At 60.1% G+C, this 21,367-nt stretch carries 19 protein-coding genes; 1 reads left to right on the top strand and 18 read right to left on the bottom strand.

Annotated elements, in window-relative coordinates; translation table 11 throughout:
* Nucleotides 1–314 precede the first annotated feature (314 nt).
* The 4 genes from F591_RS0118295 to F591_RS32375 all read right to left on the bottom strand — a co-directional run bounded on the left by F591_RS0118295 (nucleotide 315) and on the right by F591_RS32375 (nucleotide 5,854).
* Complete coding sequence (locus F591_RS0118295; RefSeq protein WP_019536071.1) at nucleotides 315–2,903, bottom strand: DNA internalization-related competence protein ComEC/Rec2; 2,589 nt, start codon at nucleotides 2,901–2,903, stop codon at nucleotides 315–317.
* Between the two features lie 209 nt (nucleotides 2,904–3,112).
* Complete coding sequence (locus F591_RS0118290; protein ID WP_019536070.1) at nucleotides 3,113–3,625, bottom strand: deoxycytidylate deaminase; 513 nt, start codon at nucleotides 3,623–3,625, stop codon at nucleotides 3,113–3,115.
* A 10-nt stretch (nucleotides 3,626–3,635) separates the two neighbouring features.
* Nucleotides 3,636–4,928 (bottom strand): homocysteine synthase, encoded by a 1,293-nt coding sequence (locus F591_RS0118285; protein ID WP_019536069.1) that lies wholly within the window; start codon nucleotides 4,926–4,928, stop codon nucleotides 3,636–3,638.
* A gap of 137 nt (nucleotides 4,929–5,065) precedes the next feature.
* Nucleotides 5,066–5,854 carry a ComEA family DNA-binding protein gene (locus tag F591_RS32375; protein WP_211217603.1) on the bottom strand — a complete coding sequence of 263 codons (789 nt, stop codon included), beginning with the start codon at nucleotides 5,852–5,854 and terminating at the stop codon, nucleotides 5,066–5,068.
* Nucleotides 5,855–5,980: 126 nt separating this feature from the next.
* Here F591_RS32375 and comER point away from each other — a divergent pair, with 126 nt between their 5' ends.
* Nucleotides 5,981–6,814, top strand: coding sequence for a late competence protein ComER (gene comER, locus F591_RS0118275; protein WP_019536067.1), 834 nt, complete (start codon nucleotides 5,981–5,983; stop codon nucleotides 6,812–6,814).
* 122 nt (nucleotides 6,815–6,936) lie between these two features.
* Here the strand turns inward: comER and leuS are convergent, their stop codons facing one another.
* The 14 genes from leuS to F591_RS0118205 form a co-directional block, all read right to left on the bottom strand.
* Nucleotides 6,937–9,405 (bottom strand): leucine--tRNA ligase, encoded by a 2,469-nt coding sequence (leuS, locus tag F591_RS0118270; RefSeq protein WP_019536066.1) that lies wholly within the window; start codon nucleotides 9,403–9,405, stop codon nucleotides 6,937–6,939.
* A 312-nt stretch (nucleotides 9,406–9,717) separates the two neighbouring features.
* A complete protein-coding gene (locus F591_RS33315) occupies nucleotides 9,718–9,849 on the bottom strand; it encodes a hypothetical protein (protein ID WP_281166712.1) in 132 nt (43 codons plus the stop codon).
* Nucleotides 9,850–10,209: 360 nt separating this feature from the next.
* Complete coding sequence (locus F591_RS0118260; protein WP_019536064.1) at nucleotides 10,210–11,004, bottom strand: class I SAM-dependent DNA methyltransferase; 795 nt, start codon at nucleotides 11,002–11,004, stop codon at nucleotides 10,210–10,212.
* 51 nt (nucleotides 11,005–11,055) lie between these two features.
* Complete coding sequence (locus F591_RS0118255) at nucleotides 11,056–11,964, bottom strand: CvfB family protein (protein ID WP_019536063.1); 909 nt, start codon at nucleotides 11,962–11,964, stop codon at nucleotides 11,056–11,058.
* Complete coding sequence (gene rsfS / locus F591_RS0118250; protein WP_019536062.1) at nucleotides 11,961–12,308, bottom strand: ribosome silencing factor; 348 nt, start codon at nucleotides 12,306–12,308, stop codon at nucleotides 11,961–11,963. Before rsfS ends, F591_RS0118255 begins: the two co-directional genes overlap by 4 nt.
* A complete protein-coding gene (yqeK, locus tag F591_RS0118245) occupies nucleotides 12,305–12,886 on the bottom strand; it encodes a bis(5'-nucleosyl)-tetraphosphatase (symmetrical) YqeK (protein ID WP_019536061.1) in 582 nt (193 codons plus the stop codon). The genes rsfS and yqeK overlap by 4 nt, the downstream gene beginning before the upstream one ends.
* The gene (locus F591_RS0118240) at nucleotides 12,876–13,463 is read right to left on the bottom strand and encodes a nicotinate-nucleotide adenylyltransferase (RefSeq protein ID WP_019536060.1); all 588 of its coding nucleotides are present in this window, start codon (nucleotides 13,461–13,463) and stop codon (nucleotides 12,876–12,878) included. The genes yqeK and F591_RS0118240 overlap by 11 nt, the downstream gene beginning before the upstream one ends.
* 22 nt (nucleotides 13,464–13,485) lie before the next feature.
* Entirely contained in the window at nucleotides 13,486–13,779 is a 294-nt protein-coding gene (gene yhbY, locus F591_RS0118235; protein WP_019536059.1) for a ribosome assembly RNA-binding protein YhbY, read from the bottom strand.
* 15 nt (nucleotides 13,780–13,794) lie between these two features.
* Nucleotides 13,795–14,661: a shikimate dehydrogenase gene (locus F591_RS0118230; protein ID WP_019536058.1), complete on the bottom strand. Its 867-nt coding sequence runs from the start codon at nucleotides 14,659–14,661 to the stop codon at nucleotides 13,795–13,797.
* Between the two features lie 74 nt (nucleotides 14,662–14,735).
* Nucleotides 14,736–15,863 (bottom strand): ribosome biogenesis GTPase YqeH, encoded by a 1,128-nt coding sequence (yqeH, locus tag F591_RS0118225; RefSeq protein WP_019536057.1) that lies wholly within the window; start codon nucleotides 15,861–15,863, stop codon nucleotides 14,736–14,738.
* A 14-nt stretch (nucleotides 15,864–15,877) separates the two neighbouring features.
* Nucleotides 15,878–16,372, bottom strand: coding sequence for a YqeG family HAD IIIA-type phosphatase (locus F591_RS0118220; RefSeq protein ID WP_026326713.1), 495 nt, complete (start codon nucleotides 16,370–16,372; stop codon nucleotides 15,878–15,880).
* Between the two features lie 273 nt (nucleotides 16,373–16,645).
* Nucleotides 16,646–18,868 (bottom strand): transglutaminase TgpA family protein, encoded by a 2,223-nt coding sequence (locus tag F591_RS0118215; RefSeq protein WP_019536055.1) that lies wholly within the window; start codon nucleotides 18,866–18,868, stop codon nucleotides 16,646–16,648.
* On the bottom strand, nucleotides 18,865–20,121 hold the full coding sequence (locus F591_RS0118210) for a DUF58 domain-containing protein (RefSeq protein WP_019536054.1): 1,257 nt from the start codon (nucleotides 20,119–20,121) through the stop codon (nucleotides 18,865–18,867). Before F591_RS0118210 ends, F591_RS0118215 begins: the two co-directional genes overlap by 4 nt.
* A gap of 3 nt (nucleotides 20,122–20,124) precedes the next feature.
* The gene (locus F591_RS0118205) at nucleotides 20,125–21,084 is read right to left on the bottom strand and encodes an AAA family ATPase (protein WP_019536053.1); all 960 of its coding nucleotides are present in this window, start codon (nucleotides 21,082–21,084) and stop codon (nucleotides 20,125–20,127) included.
* Between the last annotated feature and the right edge of the window lie 283 nt (nucleotides 21,085–21,367).

Below are 21,367 nucleotides of genomic sequence, written 5' to 3'. Positions count from 1 at the left end.
GGCCATGGCCGTATCAAATGTTTGAATGAAGTCCGACTTCTCCCCCATCATAATATCGAACGATTTTCTAAGCCATAGAGCAACTATAGATTGTTTGTAATAATTAAAGGAATTTGAAAAACGGCTCCGAAGGAAGACTGTCTGACGCGAAATGAGACGCTGCCAGGCTGGCTAGGCTGCCTGGTTGCGCGATCCGCCTTCCCGATTCCGCTTGGCCTTCCATGAAGCCTCATTGGCTGTTCCCGGTGTCGTTGGCCCCCCCCGGTGTCATTGGCCGTTCCCGGGATTATCGGGCTTCCCTGGCATTATTGGCCTTATCCGGAACTACTCGCCGCCTCCTGCAGTTTGGTCCGCATATACAATCGTCCGTCCTTCACTTTAGCCTGAATCTCGCCTTGCAGATCGGTCCTAAGTATCGTGCTGCCATACCTGTTCAGCCTGTCCAGCACGACCGGGCTCGGATGCCGATAAATGTTGTTCACTCCCGCGGAGATGACGGCATGTGCCGGCCTCCAGGCCGAAAGCCACAGCTCGGACGTCGACGATCTGCTGCCGTGATGCGCCACCTTCAGCACATCGACGCGACTCCAGTCCAGCGCAGTCCCTCCAGACGCGCCGGGCGACTCGTCGCTGCGCCAATAAGCAAGCAGCTGCCGCTCCGCCTTCTCATCCATATCCCCTGTAAAAAGCCAGCGCGTTCCCGACATCGTCATATGAAAGACGACGGAGCTCGAGTTCTGCTCCTCCTCGATGCGGATCGCATCCCTTCGCTCCGGCGGCAGCGGGTACAAAAAATGCAGCGAAGTTTCCTCGTCCAGCTCGATCCGGTCGCCGGCATATACCGGAATAAGATCGGTTCCGCGCTCCAAGGCGGTCCGAAACAGCTTCTCGACAGGCGGCGTCCGTTTGAGCGTGCCGTTGAACAGCAGGCGCTCCACGGGAATGTGCTCCAGCACCGCCTGCAGTCCTCCGCTGTGATCGGCATCCTGGTGTGTCAGCACCACATAATCGAGCTGCTGGACACCGCGCTGCCTAAGCAGCGGGACGAGCAGCTTGCGGCCGACCTCGTAAGGGTCCTTTCGCTGCTTCCATTCCTCCCCCGGCTTGCGAAAAACGACCGTCCCGCCGCCGTCCACCAGCACATGACGTTTCGCGATCGGCGAGCGGATCAAGATGCTGTCGCCCTGCCCGACATCGATAAACTGCACATGTCCTTCGCGGCTGAAACGGTCGGGAGCATAGCCGTACCACAGCAGTCCGGTCATGGCCGCAGCCGCGAGGACGAGCGGCCAAGGCCCTTTGATAAGACGCAGCAGCCGCTCGGCAAACCGGGAACGAACGGGCGTCAGCATCGGCCCGGCCTCCTCGCCTCCGGCATCCGGCGAACGCGCCTCGGGCAGAACGGCGGCGCAGGCGGCAAGCAGGCAGTAAAACGCTCCAACCCACGGCAGCCCCGGCTTCGGCCAAATCATTTGCGGGCCGTCCCAGCCATTCAACCACTCGACGACCGCCAGCACGAAGCCGTTCACCCGGGCGACGAGCCACGCCGCCGCCTGACCGCCCGAAACGGTGAGCGCGCCAATCGCTACCGCGACGCTCCCGGCCGGCATGACGAACAGGCTCAGTACGGGCACAAGCAGGAAATTTGCCGGAAACGACAGCAGCGAAAACTGATTGAAGTAATAAATGGTCAGCGGGAACGAGACGAGCTGAGCGACGACCGTAATCGACACCGCATCGCGAATCGGCGGCTTCCAGCGGGCAGGCAGCGAGCGGTTTAGCGCCGGCACGCCGAGGATCAGGCCGAGCGTAACCAGAAACGACAATTGGAAGCTGACATCGCTCAAATAATACGGATTCCACACAAGCATTATCGTTCCGGCCAGCATCAGCACATGGAGCCCGTCCTTCAGCCGATTCCGGTACGATGCGTACAGGCCGATCATCGCCATGATGCCCGCGCGCACGATGGACGCGCCCGCCCCGGTGAGCAGCACATACACCGGAACGAGGACGATGCCTATTTTCAGGCACGCCTCCCGGGTCAGCCCGGTCCGCCGCAGCAGCCACAATACGCAGCCGAGAAATACGGCGACGTGCATGCCGGAAATGGCCAAAATGTGCGTCATTCCAAGCTTGGAGAAGCGGTCGAACTGCTGTGGGTCCATATCGTCCCTTAGGCCGATCAGCATGCTTTTCATGAACCCGCTCTGCTCCTCCGGAAAAACCAGCTCGATCCGCTCCCCGATCGCTTCCCGAATGCGGTCATTCCAGCGGAGCAAGCGCCAAAATCCCCATTCCCCTTGAGCCGGCGGAGTAATGACAAGCGCTTCCGTCCCTTTGACGCTGAGCTGCCAATGCACATGCTGCAGACGCAAATATTCGCGGTAATCGAATCCGCCGAAGTTGCGGGATTCCGCCGGCCGCTTCAGCGTGCCTTCCAGTACGACGGCATCTCCGCGCCTCCAGGCTGCGGCAAGCGTCTGCTCCTCCTGGCGCAGCAGCCTGATGTTGATTTGAAATTGCTCGCCTTCCGCTGTCCAGTCCATCCCCTTGCCGGCCGCCGCGCGAAACGCGACGCGGTCTCCGTCGACCGTTACCGGCGTCACAATCCGCCCGACGAAGCGGACGGCGTCTGCCTCGGAGGCCGTCACCGTCGTTTGGTTGCTGCGATCGTACTCGGCATACACTCCGGCCGCGGCGGCGCATACGAGCAGCGCGGCCAGTCCGGCACGCAGCGCGGCGAGCATGCCCGCTCCCGCCCGCCAGCGCCAGACGGCGCAGAGCAGCAGGCCGAACAGCATGGACGAATAGATGCCGGCCCATGCCGGCTGCAAGTCATATGCGGCGGCATAGCCCGCCGCCCATGAGACGGCGAACCATACGACAGGCCTTCGTGTCAACGCGGCGTCTCCTTTCCCCCAAAACTGCAAAAGCACCTCCCGCCGCGCTAAAACGCGGATCCAGGAGGTGCTTCCTCAACAAAAAATGGCTTGAATATATCTTGAAAATTCTGCGATATATCTTGAAATTCTGCGGCATTCTCACGCTGAATTTTCAATATTGCAAATGACGACCGATGACGAAGGAATCGCCCCGGCATAGGCGTGTATTAATTGATGACTTCCGCAAGCGTGCCCGCCGGCGGCTCGTACCCGGACAGTTGGCGGAACGCGATGCCCCGCTGCTCCATCAGCAGGCGAACCTTGCCGTCGTCCTTCGGATAAGGACGGTGGAACACGATCTCGGCAATGCCGCTGTTAGCAAGCATATTGGCGCACGTCCAGCAGGGCTGGTCGGTCACGTAGACGGTCGCCCCTTCGCGGTCTTCCCTGTCGGTGAACAGCAGCAGGTTTTGCTCCGCATGAATCGTGCGGATGCAGCGCTGCTTCTTGACAACCGTCTCCTGCCCGTCCTTCACCTCGAGCTCGATTTCTTCCACCAGCATGCACCCGGCCTCCGAGCAATCGGGAACGCCCATGGGCGCGCCGTTATAAGCTGTGCCGAGCAGCTTTTTGCCCTGCACGAGCACGGCGCCGACATGGCGGCGGTTGCACTGCGAGCGGGTTGAAGCCATGTAAGCGATATCCATGAAGTACGTATCCCAGTCTTTTCGCGCTGCCATAAGGCCCACCTTAGCGCTGGCTGGCCTGAATCGCCTGATCCAGATCGTGCAGAATGTCCGAGATCGCTTCCGTACCGATCGAGAGCCGGATCATGCCTGGCGATACGCCTGCGGATACCTGCTCTTCCTCAGACAGCTGCTGATGCGTCGTGCTGGCAGGATGAATAATCAGCGATTTGGAATCGCCGACGTTCGCCAGATGCGAGAACAGCTTCACGTTCTCGATCACCTTGCGTCCGGCGCTGACGCCGCCCTTGATGCCGAAGGTCAAAATCGCGCCCTGCCCCTTCGGCAAATATTTTTGAGCAAGCTCGTAGGAAGGATGGCTCGGCAGGCCGGCGTAGCTGACCCACTCGACGGCTTCGTTCGCCTCCAGGAATTTCGCTACTTCCAACGCATTGGAGCTGTGGCGCTCCATGCGGAGATGAAGCGTTTCTAACCCCTGCAGCAGCAGGAAGGAATTGAACGGCGAGAGCGCCGCCCCCATATCTCTAAGCAACTGCACGCGCGCTTTGATAACATAGGCGATCGGGCCGACGGCATCCGTATAGACGACTCCGTGATAGCTCGGATCCGGCTCGGTCAGGCCCGGGAATTTGCCGGAGCTCTTCCAGTCGAACTTGCCGCCGTCGACGATGATGCCGCCGATGGACGTGCCGTGTCCGCCGATAAACTTGGTCGCCGAATGCACGACGATGTCGGCCCCGTGCTCGATCGGACGGCACAGATAAGGGCTCGGGAACGTGTTGTCAATGATGAGCGGCACGCCGTGCTCGTGCGCGATATCGGCGACCGCCGCGATATCGAGCACGTCGCCTCGCGGGTTGCCGATCGTCTCGGCAAAGACGGCTTTCGTCTTGTCATTGATCGCCTCGCGGAAGTTGTTCGGATCGCTCGAATCGACGAACCGGACCTTGATCCCGAGCTTCGGCAGCGTGATGGCGAACAAATTGTACGTTCCGCCGTACAGGCTGGAGGAAGACACGATCTCGTCTCCCGCCCCGGCGATGTTCAGGATCGAATAGGTGATCGCCGCCATCCCGGACGAGACGGCCAGCGCCGCGGCTCCGCCTTCCAGCGCGGCGACGCGCTTCTCGAACACATCGTTCGTCGGGTTCATGATCCGGGTATAGATATTCCCGAACTCCTTCAGCGCGAACAAATCCGCGGCATGATCCGCATCTCTGAAGCCGTAGGACGTCGTCTGATAGATCGGCACCGCGCGGGACATCGTTGCCGGGTCGATTTCCTGGCCGCCATGTACGGCCAACGTTTCCAGCGCTAGCTTGCGCTCCTGCGACATATGGATAAGCCTCCCCTTTACATCTGGAAGTGAATTCTAAATCTAATCTATTTTCTCACAAATATCGAGAAAACAAAAGCATAGATTGATCGTCCGCCATGCCCGGATCCCCTTATTCCGCGCGGCCTTGCTGCCCGCTAATCGAGCGTCACGTGCGGCCTGATCTTCTCCAGCATCTTCTCCCCGATGCCTTTGACCTCGAGCAGCTGCTCGACCCGCGTAAACCGCCCGCCCAGCCGCTCGCGAACCTCCAGGATCGCCTTCGCCCGGCTCTCGCCGATGCCCGGCAAAGCGTCGAGCTGCTCGGCCGTCGCCGTATTCAGATTGATTTTGCCGTCGTCCGCGCGGGATGAGGCAGGCGCTTCCATAGACGGCTGACCGGCTGAGGGGGGACCTGCTTGCTGCTGCGGCGATGATGCAGGCTGACCGGCCGGCGGTTGGCCAGTTGGCTGCTGACTTCCTTGCGATTGACCGGCTGGCGGCTGAGTAACTTGCGGTTGGCCGGTTGGCTGCTGACCGTCTTGCACCTGGCCGACAGCCGGTTGGACGTTTCCTGGCAGCCCTGCTTGCTGCCCCGGCACCGGCGGCGCTGCGGCGCCATCCTTCGCTTCGCCCCCCGTCGGCTGCTCCGTATTCGCCCCGCCGTTTGCCGGCACTCCAGGATTGCCGGCGGACGGATCGGCCGGCTGACTTCCCGCCTGCCCGGAGCCCGCCGGCACCTCCGCAGGCGACGCCGCCTTCGGCTGCCCTCCTGCCCCTTCGCCGCCCTGCCCCTGCTGCAGCAGCTCACTCATCGCCTCGTTCACCGGCTTCCATCCGAGCTGCTCATCGTCCGTCATCGACATGGCGGACCACATTCCGCCCATCAACAGGAAGGCGGCCAGCATTCCCGTTCCCCACAGCATCCAGTATCGTTCTCCTTTCATCGGCGCTTTGTGCTCCTTTCGCACATTTTTGCATTTTCTTCATCGCCATTCACATGTTCATCGGCATGATTTAAGCTGCGGCAGCATACAATCAAAAAGGTGCAATATTTTCCAGGAGGGATGATCATGAGAATTGGATTCATCGGTACCGGCAGCATGGGCAGCATTCTCATCGAAGCGTTCATCAGATCCGGCGCAGTCGCTCCGGAACAAATTGCGGCGACCAACCGCACCATTGCCAAAGCGGAACGATTGTCCGAGAGCTATCCCGGTCTTTACGTCGCCCGCTCCAATAAAGAAGCAGCCGCGAGCGCCGATGTCATCTTTCTATGCATCAAGCCCTCCGAGTACAAAGCGGTGATTGACGACATTCACGCCGCAGTCAGGCCGGAGCAGATCGTCGTGTCGATCACAAGCCCGGTGCTCGTTCGCCACTTGGAGGAGATGCTGCGCTGCAAAATCGCCAAGGTGATTCCGAGCGTGACCAATTACGTGCTGAGCGGCGCAACCCTGTGCGTTTACGGCAACCGCATGCTTCCGGAGGACATCGAGCTGCTCGAAAATTTGCTCTCTCATATCAGCGCGCCGGTCCGCATTGACGAGGACTATACCCGCGTATCGTCCGATCTTTCGAGCTGCGGTCCCGCTTTCTTATCCTTTTTCCTGCAAAAATTCATTCAGGCGGCGGTCGACATTACCGGCATCCCGGAGGAGGAGGCAACGCGCCTGGCCAGCGAAATGACGCTCGGCACCGGCCAGCTGCTGACGACCGGAGGGTTCACCCCCGCTACCCTGCAGAAAAAAGTGACAGTGCCCGGCGGAATTACCGCCGAAGGACTCCGTATAATGGAAAATGAGCTGTGCGAGGTTTTTCACGACCTGATTCGCACAACTCATTTGAAATACGAAGAAGATGTGGAAAAGGTGGAAGCCCGATTTTTCGGCACCAAGGTCGAGTAAACGCGATGCTTTCACGCTTTTCCGAATATGAACCGCCCCCTTTTTTCCCGAACGGAAAAGAGAAGCGGTTTTTTGTTTGCCGTCAAGCGTCCGGATGCCCGACCGGAAATCCAGCTTGACGATTAGTTCGCGACGATATTGACCAGCTTGCCCTTGACTGCAATCACTTTGCGGATCGTCTTGCCCGCTGTCAGCTCCTTCACCTTAGGCAAGCCGAGCGCCAGCTCCTGCATGGCGGCTTCGTCGGCATCGGCGGCGATCATCGCGCGCTCGGCGATTTTGCCGTTGACCTGGACGACGATCTCCACTTCGTTGTCCACCGTCCAGGCTTCGTCGTAACTCGGCCAAGGCACGTAGGTGATCGATCCGTCATGCCCCAGCTTCTCCCACAGCTCCTCCGCCAAATGCGGCGCGAGCGGGGACAGCATCTGCACGAAGTTCTCCATAGCCGCCTTGGGCAGACGCTCCGTCTTGTACGCTTCGTTGACGAAAATCATCAGCTGGCTGATCGCCGTATTGAAGCGCAGATGCTCGAAATCGTCCGTCACCTTCTTGATCGTGCGGTGCCAGATCCGCTTGAACGCTTCGCTGCCGAGCTCCTCGTCGGCGCGAATTTTCGCGCTGAGCGAGCCGTCCTCTGCGACGAACAGGCGCCATACCCGGTTCAGGAAGCGGAACGCGCCGTCGACGCCGTTCGTGTTCCACGGCTTCGTCGCCTCGAGCGGCCCCATGAACATCTCGTACAGACGCAGCGTATCCGCGCCGTAGTCGCGGACGATATCGTCCGGATTGACGACATTGCCGCGGGACTTGCTCATTTTCTCCATGTTCTCGCCGAGAATCATGCCCTGGTTCACCAGCTTGTGGAACGGCTCCTTCGTCTCCACGACGCCGAGATCGTACAGCACCTTGTGCCAGAAGCGGGCGTAGAGCAGATGGAGCACGGCATGCTCGGCTCCGCCGATATACAGGTCGACCGGCAGCCATTTGCGCTGCAGCTCCTTGGAGCAGATCTCCTTGTCGTTCTTCGGATCGATAAACCGCAGATAGTACCAGCAGCTGCCCGCCCACTGCGGCATCGTATTCGTCTCGCGGCGGGCTTTCATCCCCGTCTCCGGATCGACGGTGTTGACCCACTCCGTCACGTTGGCCAGCGGCGATTCGCCGGTGCCGGAAGGCTTGATCTCGTCGACCTCCGGCAGCAGGAGCGGAAGCTGATCCTCCGGCACGGTCTTCATCGTGCCGTCCTCCAGATGCAGAATCGGGATCGGCTCGCCCCAGTAGCGCTGGCGGCTGAACAGCCAGTCGCGCAGCCGGTACGATACTTTTCCCTGCCCTTTGCCGTTTGCTTCAAGCCATTCGATCATTTTGGCGATAGCCTGCTCGTTGCTCAGTCCGTTCAGGAAATCCGAGTTCACATGCTCGCCGTCGCCGGCGAACGCTTCCTTCTGCAAGTCTCCGCCCTTGACGACCTCGATGATCGGCAGGTCGTACTGCTTGGCGAACTCCCAGTCGCGCTGATCGTGGCCCGGCACCGCCATGATCGCGCCCGTTCCGTAACCGGCCAGCACGTAATCGGCGATCCAGATCGGCACCTTCGCGCCGTTTACCGGGTTAACCGCATACGCTCCGGTGAACACGCCGGTCTTCTCTTTTGCCAGGTCGGTACGCTCCAGGTCGCTCTTGCGAGCGGCGCGTTCCTGATATTCCTTGACCGCCTCCGCCTGCTCCGGCGTCGCAATCAGGCTCGTCAGCTCATGCTCAGGCGCAAGCACACAGTAAGTCGCGCCGAACAGCGTGTCCGGCCGGGTCGTGAACACCTTGAGGCTCTTGCCCTCGTGTCCATCGATGGCGAACGTCACTTCCGCGCCCTTCGATTTGCCGATCCAGTTGCGTTGCATGTCCTTGATGCTTTCCGACCAGTCGAGCTCCTCCAAATCCTCGAGCAGCCGTTCCGCATATTCGGTAATCTTCAGCACCCATTGGCGCATCGGCTTGCGGATGACCGGATGGCCGCCGCGCTCGCTTTTGCCGTCGATGACCTCCTCGTTCGCCAGCACCGTGCCGAGCGCCGGACACCAGTTAACCGGCACCTCGTCGACATAAGCGAGGCCCCGTTCATAAAGCTTGGTGAAAATCCATTGCGTCCACTTGTAATAATCCGGGTCGGTCGTGCTGAACTCGCGGTCCCAGTCGTAAGAGAAGCCGAGCGACTTGATTTGGCGGCGGAAATTGTCGATGTTCTTGATCGTAATGTCGCGCGGATGCTGCCCGGTATCGAGCGCATGCTGCTCCGCCGGCAGGCCGAAGGCGTCCCAGCCCATTGGGTGAAGCACATTGTACCCGCGCATCCGCTTGTAACGGGATACGATGTCGGTCGCCGTATAGCCTTCCGGATGGCCTACGTGCAGCCCCGCTCCGGAAGGATACGGGAACATGTCAAGCGCATAAAACTTCGGCTTGCTGTCGTCGTCCAGCACCTTGAACGTTTTATGCTCTTCCCAGTACTTCTGCCATTTCGGCTCGATCGTTTGCGGGCTGTAGCCCTGCGCCTCTCTCGTCTCGCTTGCTGCTTTCGTTTCCTGACTCATGATGATGAACGTCCTCCTCCAGACAATATCAACGCTTGCGATTTTCCCGTTAACCTTTCTGCAACGTTAAGAAAAACGTCTATCGACGTCCATTCAAGGAAGAGCGACCGCGGTTTAACGGTAGTTTTTCCTGGTACAGCAAGTCTCCCTTCGCTTTAGCAAAGTTGAACTTTCCGCAACATTCAAAAAAACCTCCCATCTCTAGCCAAAGCTAGGGACGAGAGGTTTGATCCCGCGGTACCACCCTAGTTAACGGCAGGCGTGCTTCGCCCCCGTTCACTCTTGCCCTATAACGCAGGGCCTGCGATCCGGTTACTCGGTCGCGGCGGCAGCGCGCGTCCACACGCCAAAATCGCCTTCCCTTTCCCCTTCTGGCTCCAGGACGAGTTCGCTCTGCCCATAGACCGGCTTGCACCGAACGCCGGTTCTCTGTCTCCATGGCACGGAGTTACTGCTTCCTGTCAACGCCGCTGGCACATATTGCAATTGCTATGATTATATGCAAACACCATGCCGCTGTCAAGTATCGTAGCGGATGACGTCTGCCGCAAGGCGATGCGCCAAATGACAAGCCGGGCAGCCCTAAAGCGACGGCTGGCGGCATGCTCCTGCAGGAACACGTTTTGAAACAGGCCGTTCCGGGCAAACTGGGTAGTAATCGCATCCCCATTTTACCAGGGAAGGAGTTGGCCTTATGAACGGCATCGTAAGCGGCATTGCGCTTTCCCTGCCGCTGTGGGGCATCATTCTCAGCATCGCCCAGCTGATTTGGCGGCTTAGCTGACGGCATCGGCTCTTAAGGCGTCATTTGACCGCGACGAAAAACGCACGCTGCGTCGTCTCCGTCGGCGGCTTCCACAGGAAATCCGCCGCGCATTCCGTTATGCTGAAGCCCGCGTCCTTCAGCGTCTGCCTCACCCATTCCAGCGGGTAGGCGCGCTGCACGTGATATTCCTCCACCCGCTCGAACCGCTGCTTGACCGCGTCGTCGGAGCCCAGCTCAGACAGCTGATTCTCCTGAACGAAAATCGTCAGCGCATGCTCGATCTCGCAGCGGCCCGGGTCGAAATCGCACGTCCAAATATAAGCGATATCGTCCTCGTTCAGAAGAAACGGCTGCGACTCGTAATAATGCTGCAGCAAATAAGGCGTATGCATATCGAACGCGAACACGCCCCCGGGCTTTAATCCCTCATACACCTGGCGAATCGTCTGCGCGATGTCCTCTTCCTCCAGCAAGTAGTTGAAGCAGTCGCAAAACGAGATGACAGCGTCAGCCGGACGGCCAAGCTCCCACTCCCTCATATCCTGCTGCAGCCAGCGAACTGCGCCTCCCGGCGGAAAAGGCTCGCGCCTCGCGGCTTCCTCCGCCTTGTGCTGCGCCACGGCCAGCATATCTTCCGACAGATCGATGCCGGTGACGTCGTAGCCGAGCCGGGCCAGCGGAATCGAGATGCTGCCCGTGCCGCAGCCGAGATCGACCACGGTGCGCGGCTGGCCGAACTTGTCCCAGCACTGCCGCGCGAAGGCGATCCAGTCGGGGTAAGGCATATCTTCCATCAGACGGTCGTAATGATAAGCGAAACGCTGGTATGCCACTGGCGAATCCTCCTGACTCACAGCGAACGCAACCGAGCCGGCCTTTTCGCTTTAATCGGAAACCGGCTGCTGCTCTTGCTGCTCCTGCTGCTTCAAATAGGTCCAGCTGCCCTGCTGGTAGACGGCGCCTTCCTTCATCAGCTTGCCCAGCGCCCGTTTGAACGCCGATTTGCTGATCCCAAAGCGCTTCTGAATCAGGTCGGCAGGCGTCTCGTCCGAGTAAGGCATCGCCCCGTTCGGGCGCTCCCGCAGAAAGGCGAGCAGACGCTCGGCGTCCTCGTCCCGACCGATCTGCTTTGGCGGGCGCATCGACAAATTGACGTTGCCGTCGTCGCGAACGAAGGTAACGCGCACCTGCACCTCCTCGCCGAGCCGCAGCGGCCGCACCCGCTCGGACGGATGGATCATGCCGATCACGCCGAAGCCGACGACGCCTCCGTCGCAGACGACGAAGGTGCCGATTTTCAGCGGCTTGTACACTCTGGCGGCTACCCAGGTGTTGCGCCAGCTGGCCGGCGCAGGGAAGCAGAGCCGCTTGAGCGCCTCCTCCCCCGCCAGCTTGGCCAGCAGCCGGCCCGCCTTGTCGCGGTCCAGCTGAACGAACACCTTGTCCCCGACCTGCGGCTGCACCTCGGGAAGCTCGGGCAGCTCGCTGTATGGCAGCAGCAGATTGCGCCCGAGCCCCATCTCGAGAAAACAGCCGAAGCGCGGATGAATATCGACCACTTCCAGCAGCGCCACCTCGCCCATGCGGATGAGCGGCTGCTTCATCGTTGCCGCAAGCCGGTCCTCGGTATCGTGGAACAGGAATACGCTCACGTCGTCCCCCGGCTTCACCTCGCCGACGACCTCGCTGTAATGCAGCAGCACGTCCTGCCCGCCGTCCGTCAGAAAAAAACCGTGCGGCGACACTTCCCGCGCCACCTTCAGCGTAACGACCGTCCCTGTCTGAAGCTTCATACTCGTTCAACCACTTTCGCATCCGACCACAGACGCTCGATGTTGTAATATTCCCGGTCGTCGCGGTGAAACACATGCGCCACTACATCCCCGAGATCGACGAGCACCCAGCGCGCGGTATCCATCCCTTCCAGCCCGCGTATTCGCACGCCCTGCTCCTCCGCTTTTTTGCGGATTTCGGTGGCAATGGCCTGCACCTGGGTTTCGGAATTGCCGTGGCAAATCACGAAATAATCGGCCACTGGCGAAATGCCCTGCAGATCGAGAGCGATCAGGTCGATCGCCTTTTTATTCTCGGCCGCATCGACAACAAGGCTCATAAGCTCATCGGGGTGAATGGTCATGCATGCTCCTCCTTTAACTTCACTTCGTCGATCAGGCTGTTTCTGGCCTGCATCGTCAGCGGATATATCTTTTTTCCTTTCTCCAGCAAAAAAGCAATCGTGCCGCTAAATCCGGCAATAAGTGCCTTCTCTAAACTATGTTCGGCGATTTCCCGGATATTATTCACGTTCGGGAAGTCCCTTCCGGGCTCGATATAATCGGCCAGACAGACGACCTTCTCCAGCAGCGTCATCCGCTCGCGGCCGGATGTATGATAACGGATCGCATCCAGCACTTCCTCGTCGGCCACTCCGTAGCGGTCCTTGGCGACGAAAGCCCCCGCGTGGGCGTGCCACAGCTCCTTGTCATAATCCAGCAGTTCGGCCGGCAATCCGTGCTCGCGAATGATTCGCGCCTGCTCCTCCACCGGCCAATACTTGCACACATCGTGCAAAATCGCCGCCAGCTCGGCCTTGTCCGGGTCGGCCCCGTACCGGTTTGCCAGCTGGATGGCCGTCTCCATGACGCCGAGCGTATGCTGCCAGCGCCGCTCGGGCATTTGCGAGCGGACCGACTCGATGATGTCTTCACGTTTCATAAATACGGTTCACCTCGATATACTCCCTCACCCGATCGGGAACCAGATACCGGATGCTTAAGGCGGAAGCGCTCCGGCTGCGGATGCAGGTCGAGGACAAGTCGATCGGCGGCATCTCCGCGAGCTGCACCGCCTGGCGCACAAGCTCGTCCGCTTCGGCCAGGTCCGGCTCGTAGCCCGGACGGTTCAGGCCGATAAAGCGGACCATCCGCACAAGCTCCTCGATCTTGTACCATTTGGGCAAATAGCGGACCATATCCGCTCCGATGATATAGTAAAACGAGTGCTCGGGATAGCGCTGCTTAAGCAGCGACACCGTCTCTACACTGTAGGATATGCCGCCCTTCGCCAGTTCGATATCGCTCGTCCGAAATTTCGGATGTCCGTCTGTCGCCAGCCGAACCATCTCCAGCCGCTGCTTGGGCGTCGCCCCCGGCGCCCTGTCCTTGTGCGGCGGCACGTTCGTCGGCATGAACCATACTTCGTCGAGGCCGGCCGTCTCGGCCGCGCATTCGGCGGCAACGAGATGACCGATATGAATCGGGTCAAACGTTCCGCCCATCAGCCCGACCTTCATCCCCATCCCCCATTTCGCACCGTTATCGCGGCAGCTCGATGGTCTTGTGATCGCGCGATTCCTTGTACAGCACGATCGTTTTGCCGATCACCTGAACGACCTCGGCTTCCGCGCCCCGCGCCAGCTCGTCGGCGATCTCGCGGGGGTCGTCCATACAGTTGTTCAGCACGGACACCTTCATCAGTTCCCGTACCTCGATCGCTTCCGCGATATGGCGAATCAGATGATCGTTCACCCCGCCTTTGCCGACCTGAAAGATCGGATTGAGATGATGCGCCAGCGAGCGCAAATACCGTTTCTGTTTGCCTGTCAGCATGATGTAGATTCAACCTCAATTCGTAGTTTCGTTAAAAGAGCGTTCGACGACCTCGCGCATCGCCGCAACGGGAGCAGGCAAACCGGTCCAATATTCGAAGGCATAGGCGCCCTGATATACGAACATGCCAAGCCCGCTGTGAGCGATGGCGCCGCGGGCTTGGGCCTCGCGCAGGAAACGGGTGACCAGCGGGTTATACACCAGGTCGCTGGCTACCGTGCCCGGGCGAATCCATTCCGCCGGCATCGGAGTGCTGTCCACGTCCGGGTGCATGCCGAGCGACGTATTGTTGACGATCAGATCCGCCTCGGCGGCGAGCTGCTGCAGCTCGTCGGTTCCATGGCTCGAGGCGCTGGCGAACGCGCTCATCGAGGCGGCCAGCTCGTCGGCCTTCGCTTTCGTCCGGTTGGCGATGAACAGGTGCGCCGCGCCTTCCCGGGCCAGCGCATACCCTACGCCGCGGGCCGCGCCGCCCGCGCCGATCATCAGCACCTTCTTGCCCTTAAGGCGGATGCCCGTTTCTTCCTTGAGCGAACGGACGTATCCGATGCCGTCCGTATTGTAGCCGATCAGCTTCCCGCCTTCGTTGACGATCGTATTGACCGCCCCGATCGCCTGCGCCCCTTCGTCGATCTCGTCCAAATACGACATGACCTCGACCTTGTGCGGGATCGTCACGTTCACGCCGCGGAAGCCGAGCGCGCGAATTCCCGCCACCGCCTCCTTCAGCGTCCCCGGCAAAATATGAAACGCGGCATAGGCCGCGTTCAGCCCGCTCGCCGCGAACGCCCGGTTCAGCATAATCGGCGATTTCGAATGGCGGATCGGATCTCCGAATACGCCGTACATGACGGTGTGGCTGTCCAGCTTATCTATCCCCATGACCCCAGCGTTCCTCCCCCAAAATACTGCGAAATACTGCAAAAGAAAGCTTCGCGGACGAAGCTTTCCTATTCTTAAATGATCGAATCGCGCACCGTTACCTTGACCCCTTTGGGCGCATGAACGGTAATATCCGCGCCGACGGCGCTGCTCGCGGCAATCCAGCCGAGGCCCGAGATGCTGATATCCTGCTTCATGCCGCGGGGAATGCGGATCGAATGCTTCGTCCACGGCGGCAGCAGCTCGAGCCCTTCCTTATCCGGCGGCGAAAGCAGCCCGCCGCGGTGCTCCTCGTACAAGGCGTCGGCTCTCTCCAGCTTCGTCCTGTGCACACTGCCTGCGATCGCATTGGACACGTTTACCGTAAACGACTGGCGCTCGCCCCGCTCGAAATCGAAGCGCGCCAGTCCGCCGAAAAACAGCGTCTGCCGCTCGTTCAGCTGGTACACGAGCGGCTTGATCGGCTTGTCCGGAAGCAGCGCGCCGAGATCTTTCTTGCAGACAAGCTCGGTCAGCCGGTGCCGGTACACGATGCCGGGCGTATCGATGATCGAGGCGCCGTCGTCCAGCGGAATGGCGACGAGATCGAGCGTCGTCCCCGGATACTGCGAGACGGTCAGCTCGGCGTCCAAGTCGCTGTAATCCCGGATCAGCCGGTTGATCAGCGTCGACTTGCCGACATTGGTCGCGCCGACGACATAGACGCTGCGGCCGCCCCGGAAGCGCTCGATCGCCTCGATCACCCGATCGAAGCCCATGTTTTTCTTCGCCGAGCAAAGCACGACCTGGACGACCCGCAGCCCCGCCTCTTTCGCCTGCCGCTGCACCCAGTTCACGATTCGGTTATAATTGGTTACCTTCGGCAGCAGATCGATTTTATTGACGACCAGAATGACCGGGTTCTTCCCGGCAAACCGCGACAAGCCGGCAATCATGCTGCCTTCGAAATCGAACACGTCGACGATGCTGACGACAAGCGACTCGGTCGTGCCGACCTGATGAAGCAGCCGCAGGAAGTCGTCGTCGTTCAGCGTAATGCTCGATGCTTCGTTGTAATGCCTGATGCGAAAACAGCGCTGGCAAATGACCGGCGTCCGCCCCAAAGCCTTCTGCGGCACGTAGCCGAGCTGATCGGGCGATGCCGTCTGCAGCGCCACTCCGCAGCCGCTGCATGCGGCTGCGGACGGATGTTCAACCGTCATATGCGATATACGACCTACCTTTTCATTAACGTCAGCGCCGCTTTCTCGAGGCGGCGGTTCACTTTGGTGAAGAAGCCTTCGTCCGCCCGCGAGATCGGCAGCACCAATATCGTGTAAAGTCCGAGCCGATTGCCCCCCAGCACATCTGTGAGCATCTGGTCCCCGATGACGACCGTCTCTTTGGCCGACAAATTCATCATGCGCAGCGCCCGCCGAAACGCCGCGCTCGTCGGCTTCTTCGCTCTGTAAATAAAAGGAATGGACAGCGGCTCGGCGAACCGGCTCACCCGGTTCCGCTCATTGTTGGATACGATGACAACCTGAAACCCGGCCTCGCCGACCCGCTTCAGCCAAGCGGTCAATTCCGGCGTAGCCAGCGGGGCCTTGGCGCCCACCAGCGTATTGTCGAGGTCGGTAATGATGCCCCGATACCCTTGCTTCCGCAGCGCCTCAAGATCGATATCGTAGATCGTGTTGACCTGCAGGCGCGGAATGAGCTTCTTGAGCAACGCTTTCACCTCTAGATCCTTGTGCTTTATACGTCAAACTATACCATAGATGTCCATTTTGTTGCAAAGCTCGCCGTCCTCCTTGACAGCGCGAAGCGCCCCGGCGCCGAGAACAGGCAGGCCCAGGCGCCTGCGGCGCACGGGCCCGCGTCGGGAAAACTTCTCAGCCCTTGCGCTTCCCGGCAGGAAGCCGAAAGGGCGCTGTTCGTATTACGGGGCATTGCCTCTGGCCCGCGGCGCGAATTGCCGTCATCCGGCAGGGCGCGGCTTCGGCTACAGCTGGGAACGGAGCTTTTCGACAATCGAGACGGTACGCCTTAAGTCGTCTTCGGTAATATCGGTTTTTCCGTATTTGGCCTTCTCAAATATGCTCAGCACCGACTCCAGGTCGTCCTTCAGCCACTTGCTTTGGCGCGTCCACCGCATTACCGCCTCGCGCAGCGTCTCGTGCTCCTCGCGGACGTAGCCGCTGCGGCGGCAAATGCGCAGCAGCCGCTCGCATTCGATGATAACCTTCTGCTTCAGCAGCGACGCCCGGCGGCGGCGCACCTTCTCCGACAGCAGCTCGAGCAGCTGGAATCTCCAGGCAAGGAAAGCCAAGATGGCGGCGGCGGAAACAAGCACCGTGCCCCAGGCGATGTGCCGCGTCTGCACGATCGGCTCTTCCTCCTGGGCCGCTTCGACCTCCGGGGTCGGAGCCGGCGCAAGCTCCGGGACCGTCTCCTCTTCCAGCACAGGCTGCGGGATTGCGAAGCCTGCCGTCGGCTCGAACGGAATCCAGCCGTAGCCGCTAAAGTACACCTCGACCCAGCTGTGCGCGTCGGAATTGCGAACCGTATACAGCCCCGGAGCGTTCGGGTCGATCAGCCCCATGTCCTGCGTCCAGCCGAACATCTCCTCCTCCATGATCGTGCTGCCCGGGGCGTAGCCCTTCACCCACCGCGTCGGCAGGCCGACGGATCGAGCCATGACGGCCATCGCGGAGGAGAAATAGTCGCAGTAGCCTTCCTTCATTTCGAAGAGGAACCGGTCGACCAAATCATGGCTTTTTCCTTTGCTCAAATCCGGCCGGTTGTTGTAGGTAAACGTCGTCTGCAAATATTTCTCGATGCTCTTCGCCTTGTCGTACGGGTTGGCGGCATCCTCGGTAATCTCCGCGGCCAGCTCGCGCACGCGCTCAGGCAGCTGGTCCGGCAGCTGGAGATATTCGGCGAACTCCCCGCGATTCGGCACAAAGCCCGTCTGACGCAGCAAATCCTCGTCGATCACCGGCATCTGGGATACGATCGTGTATCGTTTCGGATACGGATCGCGGTCGACGTAACGCAGCTCCGCTTGCCGGGAGGACCAGACGATTCCTCCAAAATCGGTTTTCGCGTCGTTGACATCCTCCAGCTTCTGGATCGCGTACGAACCGAACAGAATGGGGAAACGCTCCTCCGACAGCATGGTGACGATCTGCTTGACCTCGACCGTCTTGAGCCGGCCGGCCGGCTGACGGGGATCAGGCGGCAGCAGGGCGTCGGGGCGCACTCCGGACAGCGGCGACCGTCTCTCGTTGTCGCTCTTGTCCCAGCCCTTGCCCGTATACAGCGACTTCGCCTCACCCCGCCAATAGCTGCGGTGCGTCGTATCGACGGTCATGACCGGCGAATAGTCGAAATCGAAGCCGCCGCCCAGCGCGCTGTCGTCGCGGCTGTAGCCGGAGGACGAATCCCCCGGGGACAGCGTCGCCACCGCCACTCCTTTGCCCGTCGTGAAAGCCAGCGGCTCGCCGCGGTAAGCTCTCCAGGCGGAATACGGGTCGGTCAGCAGCGGGCCGATCTCCGGCATCAACGCGCCGACGGCGACGGTCAGGCTGATCAGCGAGACGACAGGCACGGCGATCGACGCCGGATATTCGGCCAGATGCTTCCAGGCTCCGGCGTCCTTGCGGCGCAGCTGCTGGAAATGGCTGAGGATCAGCATGAACAGCCCGCAGGCTACGATGACGGCCACTTGCGGCCACAGATAGATGCTGGAGAACGAATCCCGGATGCACATGGCGATAATGCTGAGCAGCAGCATCGCATAGATGCGCCATTTGAGCTCGACCCACCAGACGACCGCGAGGTAAACGACCCATGCCCCCAGCGCGAACCATAAGTAGGGCGTCAGCTGATACAGGTTCAGAAACAATTTGGATGAAAAAAAGCTGCCGAGCGTCATCGGCGCGATCACATCGTATTGCACGAGCACGGTTACGTTGATCGCGATAATGCCGATCAGCTCGAATACCCCGCGCAGCAGCCAGTGAAGCTTCGGAATATGCTCGATCACCAGCGTGATGAGCAGCGTCAGCTGAACAATGCGCACCGTTTCCGGCAGCCAGAGCCCTTCTTCCTTCTCGAACCACAGCACAAACTGCAGGAGGAACAGGCCCGCAAGCAGGACGGCGGCGCGATGGGGCCAGTCGTGCCACAGCAGCAAATTCCAGAAGCGGCGGATGCCGTTCATGCTCCCCGCCCCCCTAACGCCGCGGGCAGCTCGGCCAGATGAGATATGGCATAGCCCGTCATTCCGCGGGAACGCAGCTGGCCGATCCACGCCTCCTTCCTCTCCGCCTCCGCCTGCGGGCAGAGCCAGATGTGGCACGGGTTCAGCTGGGACTGCTTCAGCCAGCCGAGCAGCTGCAACATCGGCTCACCCGAGCCCGGGCTGATGACCGTCACGAAGCTGCCAGGCGGGATTTGCTTCACCTTGTCCTTCAGCACGAGGCGCAGCGGCTTGACGCCGTCGGCTTCCACATCGATCATATGCTGCTGCAGCGCTTTATACTGCATTTGTCCGATCTTCGGTTCGAAATAGGCGTCGTCGGCTCCGCTCGACACAAGCCCGAGCGCCAGCCCCCGCTGGGCGCCGTATTGGAACAGCGAGGCGGCCGTCGACACCCCCAGCTCGAAATGGTCCGGATGGCCGTACGCCGCAAGCTCGCGGTCCAGCACGAGAAATGTTTTCGGCAGCGACTCGCGCTCGAACTCCTTCGATTTCCAGGTGCCCGTCTTGGCCGTCGCATTCCAGTGAATGCGGGAGATCCGGTCGCCGTAAATGTATTCCCGCACCCCGTTGATTTGCGTTGTCTCGCGGACGGCGCGGGTCGTCGTCGAATGGTGATTCGTGCCTTTCATCATATGGTTGTGCTGCTGCCACTCGCGGATCGGCACCGTCTTGGGCAGCACCGCAATGCTCGTCGGCAGATGCAGCGTGCCGCTGTGCTCGAACAGGCCGAAAATATCCTCGGTCACGCATTCCGTATGCCCGAAGCTGTAATAGCCGCGGCGCAGTCCGGGCGTCCGGTATTCCCAGACGCCGCGGCGGCGCCAATCCGGAACGACGGTCGCTTCGAAAACCATCTCGCCGCCGTTCCTTCTGATCAGCCGGTCCTTGACGAACAAATACGGCATCGGCCAAAAGCCGGGAATTTGCAGCTGTATGGTGACGCCGAGCGAGCTTCCCGCTTCCAGAGCCGCGGTATATTCGCCCGAATGCTGCAGCGACCGCTGCCCCTGGGTTCTCTTGATGCCGCTCCACTGGCCGAGCAGCAAATAAATGCATAAAATCGAAACGATGACAAACAGCATTAACGCCAGCTTACCGCCCTGAAACAGCATAAAGCCGAGGCTGGCCGCGAATGCGGCCGCAACGCTCCAAAATTTCATGCTGAGCCGGGGCCGATCAGCCGATTTCCTTAGGGCCAGCGACTTCAGCATCGGTTATCGCTCCCATCGTACGGGAACTTTAAGCTGTTGAAAGATCGATTGCAGCACGGCAGGCACGGTCGCCCCGTCCATCCGCGCCTCCGCCTGCAAAATCATCCGGTGGCCGAGCACGTAAGGGGCCAAAAACTTGATGTCGTCGGGAATGACGTAATCCCTGTCCTGCAGCAGGGCATGCGCTTTGGCAGCCTGCACGAGGGCAAGCGTCGCCCGCGGGCTGGCGCCGAGGAAGATGGCGGGATGCTCCCTCGTCATGCGGACCATCGATACGAGATAGCTCGCCACCGCTTCATCCAGGTGAACATCGCGCGCCTGCCGCTGCAGCGACTGAATCTGCTCCACGCTGGCCGCCGGCTCGAGCGCATCGAGCGGATGAGCGACGCTTTGCGCGACGATCATCCGCGTCTCTGTCGCCTCATCCGGATAGCCGAGGCTGAACTTCATCATGAAGCGGTCCAGCTGCGCCTCGGGCAGCGTGTAGGTGCCTTCGAAGTCGATCGGGTTCTGGGTCGCCAGCAGCAGGAACGGCTGCGGCAGCTCATGCGTTTCCCCGTCCACCGTGACATGGCGCTCCTCCATCGCTTCCAGCAGCGCCGATTGCGTTTTGGTCGTTGCCCGGTTGATTTCGTCCGCCAGCAAAATATGGGTCATGATCGGGCCCGGACGGAAGACGAATACCTCATCCCGCGGGTGATAGATGGAGACGCCCGTAATATCGGTAGGAAGCAAATCGGGATTGCATTGAATACGCCGGAACGTACCTTGTATCGAACGGGCTAAAGCCTTGATCAGCACGGTTTTGCCGGTGCCGGGAACGTCTTCGAGCAGCACGTGTCCGCCGGCTAAAAGCGCTGTCAACAGCAGCCGGATTTCTTCGGGCTTGCCGAGGATGCACGCCTCCAGATTGGCCTGGATGCGTTTTAAGGCCTCCACGTCGTCCCTGATGATCGTCGCCATGTCCTGTCCTCCTCAACAATGTTGGAATAAAGCGCATTAACTATATATAACGGATCAAATAGGAAAAAGGTTCAAAATGATCGGCTACTGAACATTCGCAAGCGGCATTGTCGAATGAGCAAAATAATACCTGCTTACCATTTTACAGGATTCAAAAAACGGCGTATACGATATTTTCAATAAATTTAGGCTCAACATCAAAGTTAGTGCTTGACTTTATGTACCAAATCGTTCACGGTTACATTCGACCAGAAGTCCTTGTACGTAACGTTCCCGGTTCCGG

Source organism: Paenibacillus ginsengihumi DSM 21568, assembly GCF_000380965.1.
Taxonomy (GTDB): Bacteria; Bacillota; Bacilli; order Paenibacillales; family NBRC-103111; genus Paenibacillus_G; species Paenibacillus_G ginsengihumi.
This window is presented reverse-complemented; position numbering and strand designations above follow the sequence as displayed.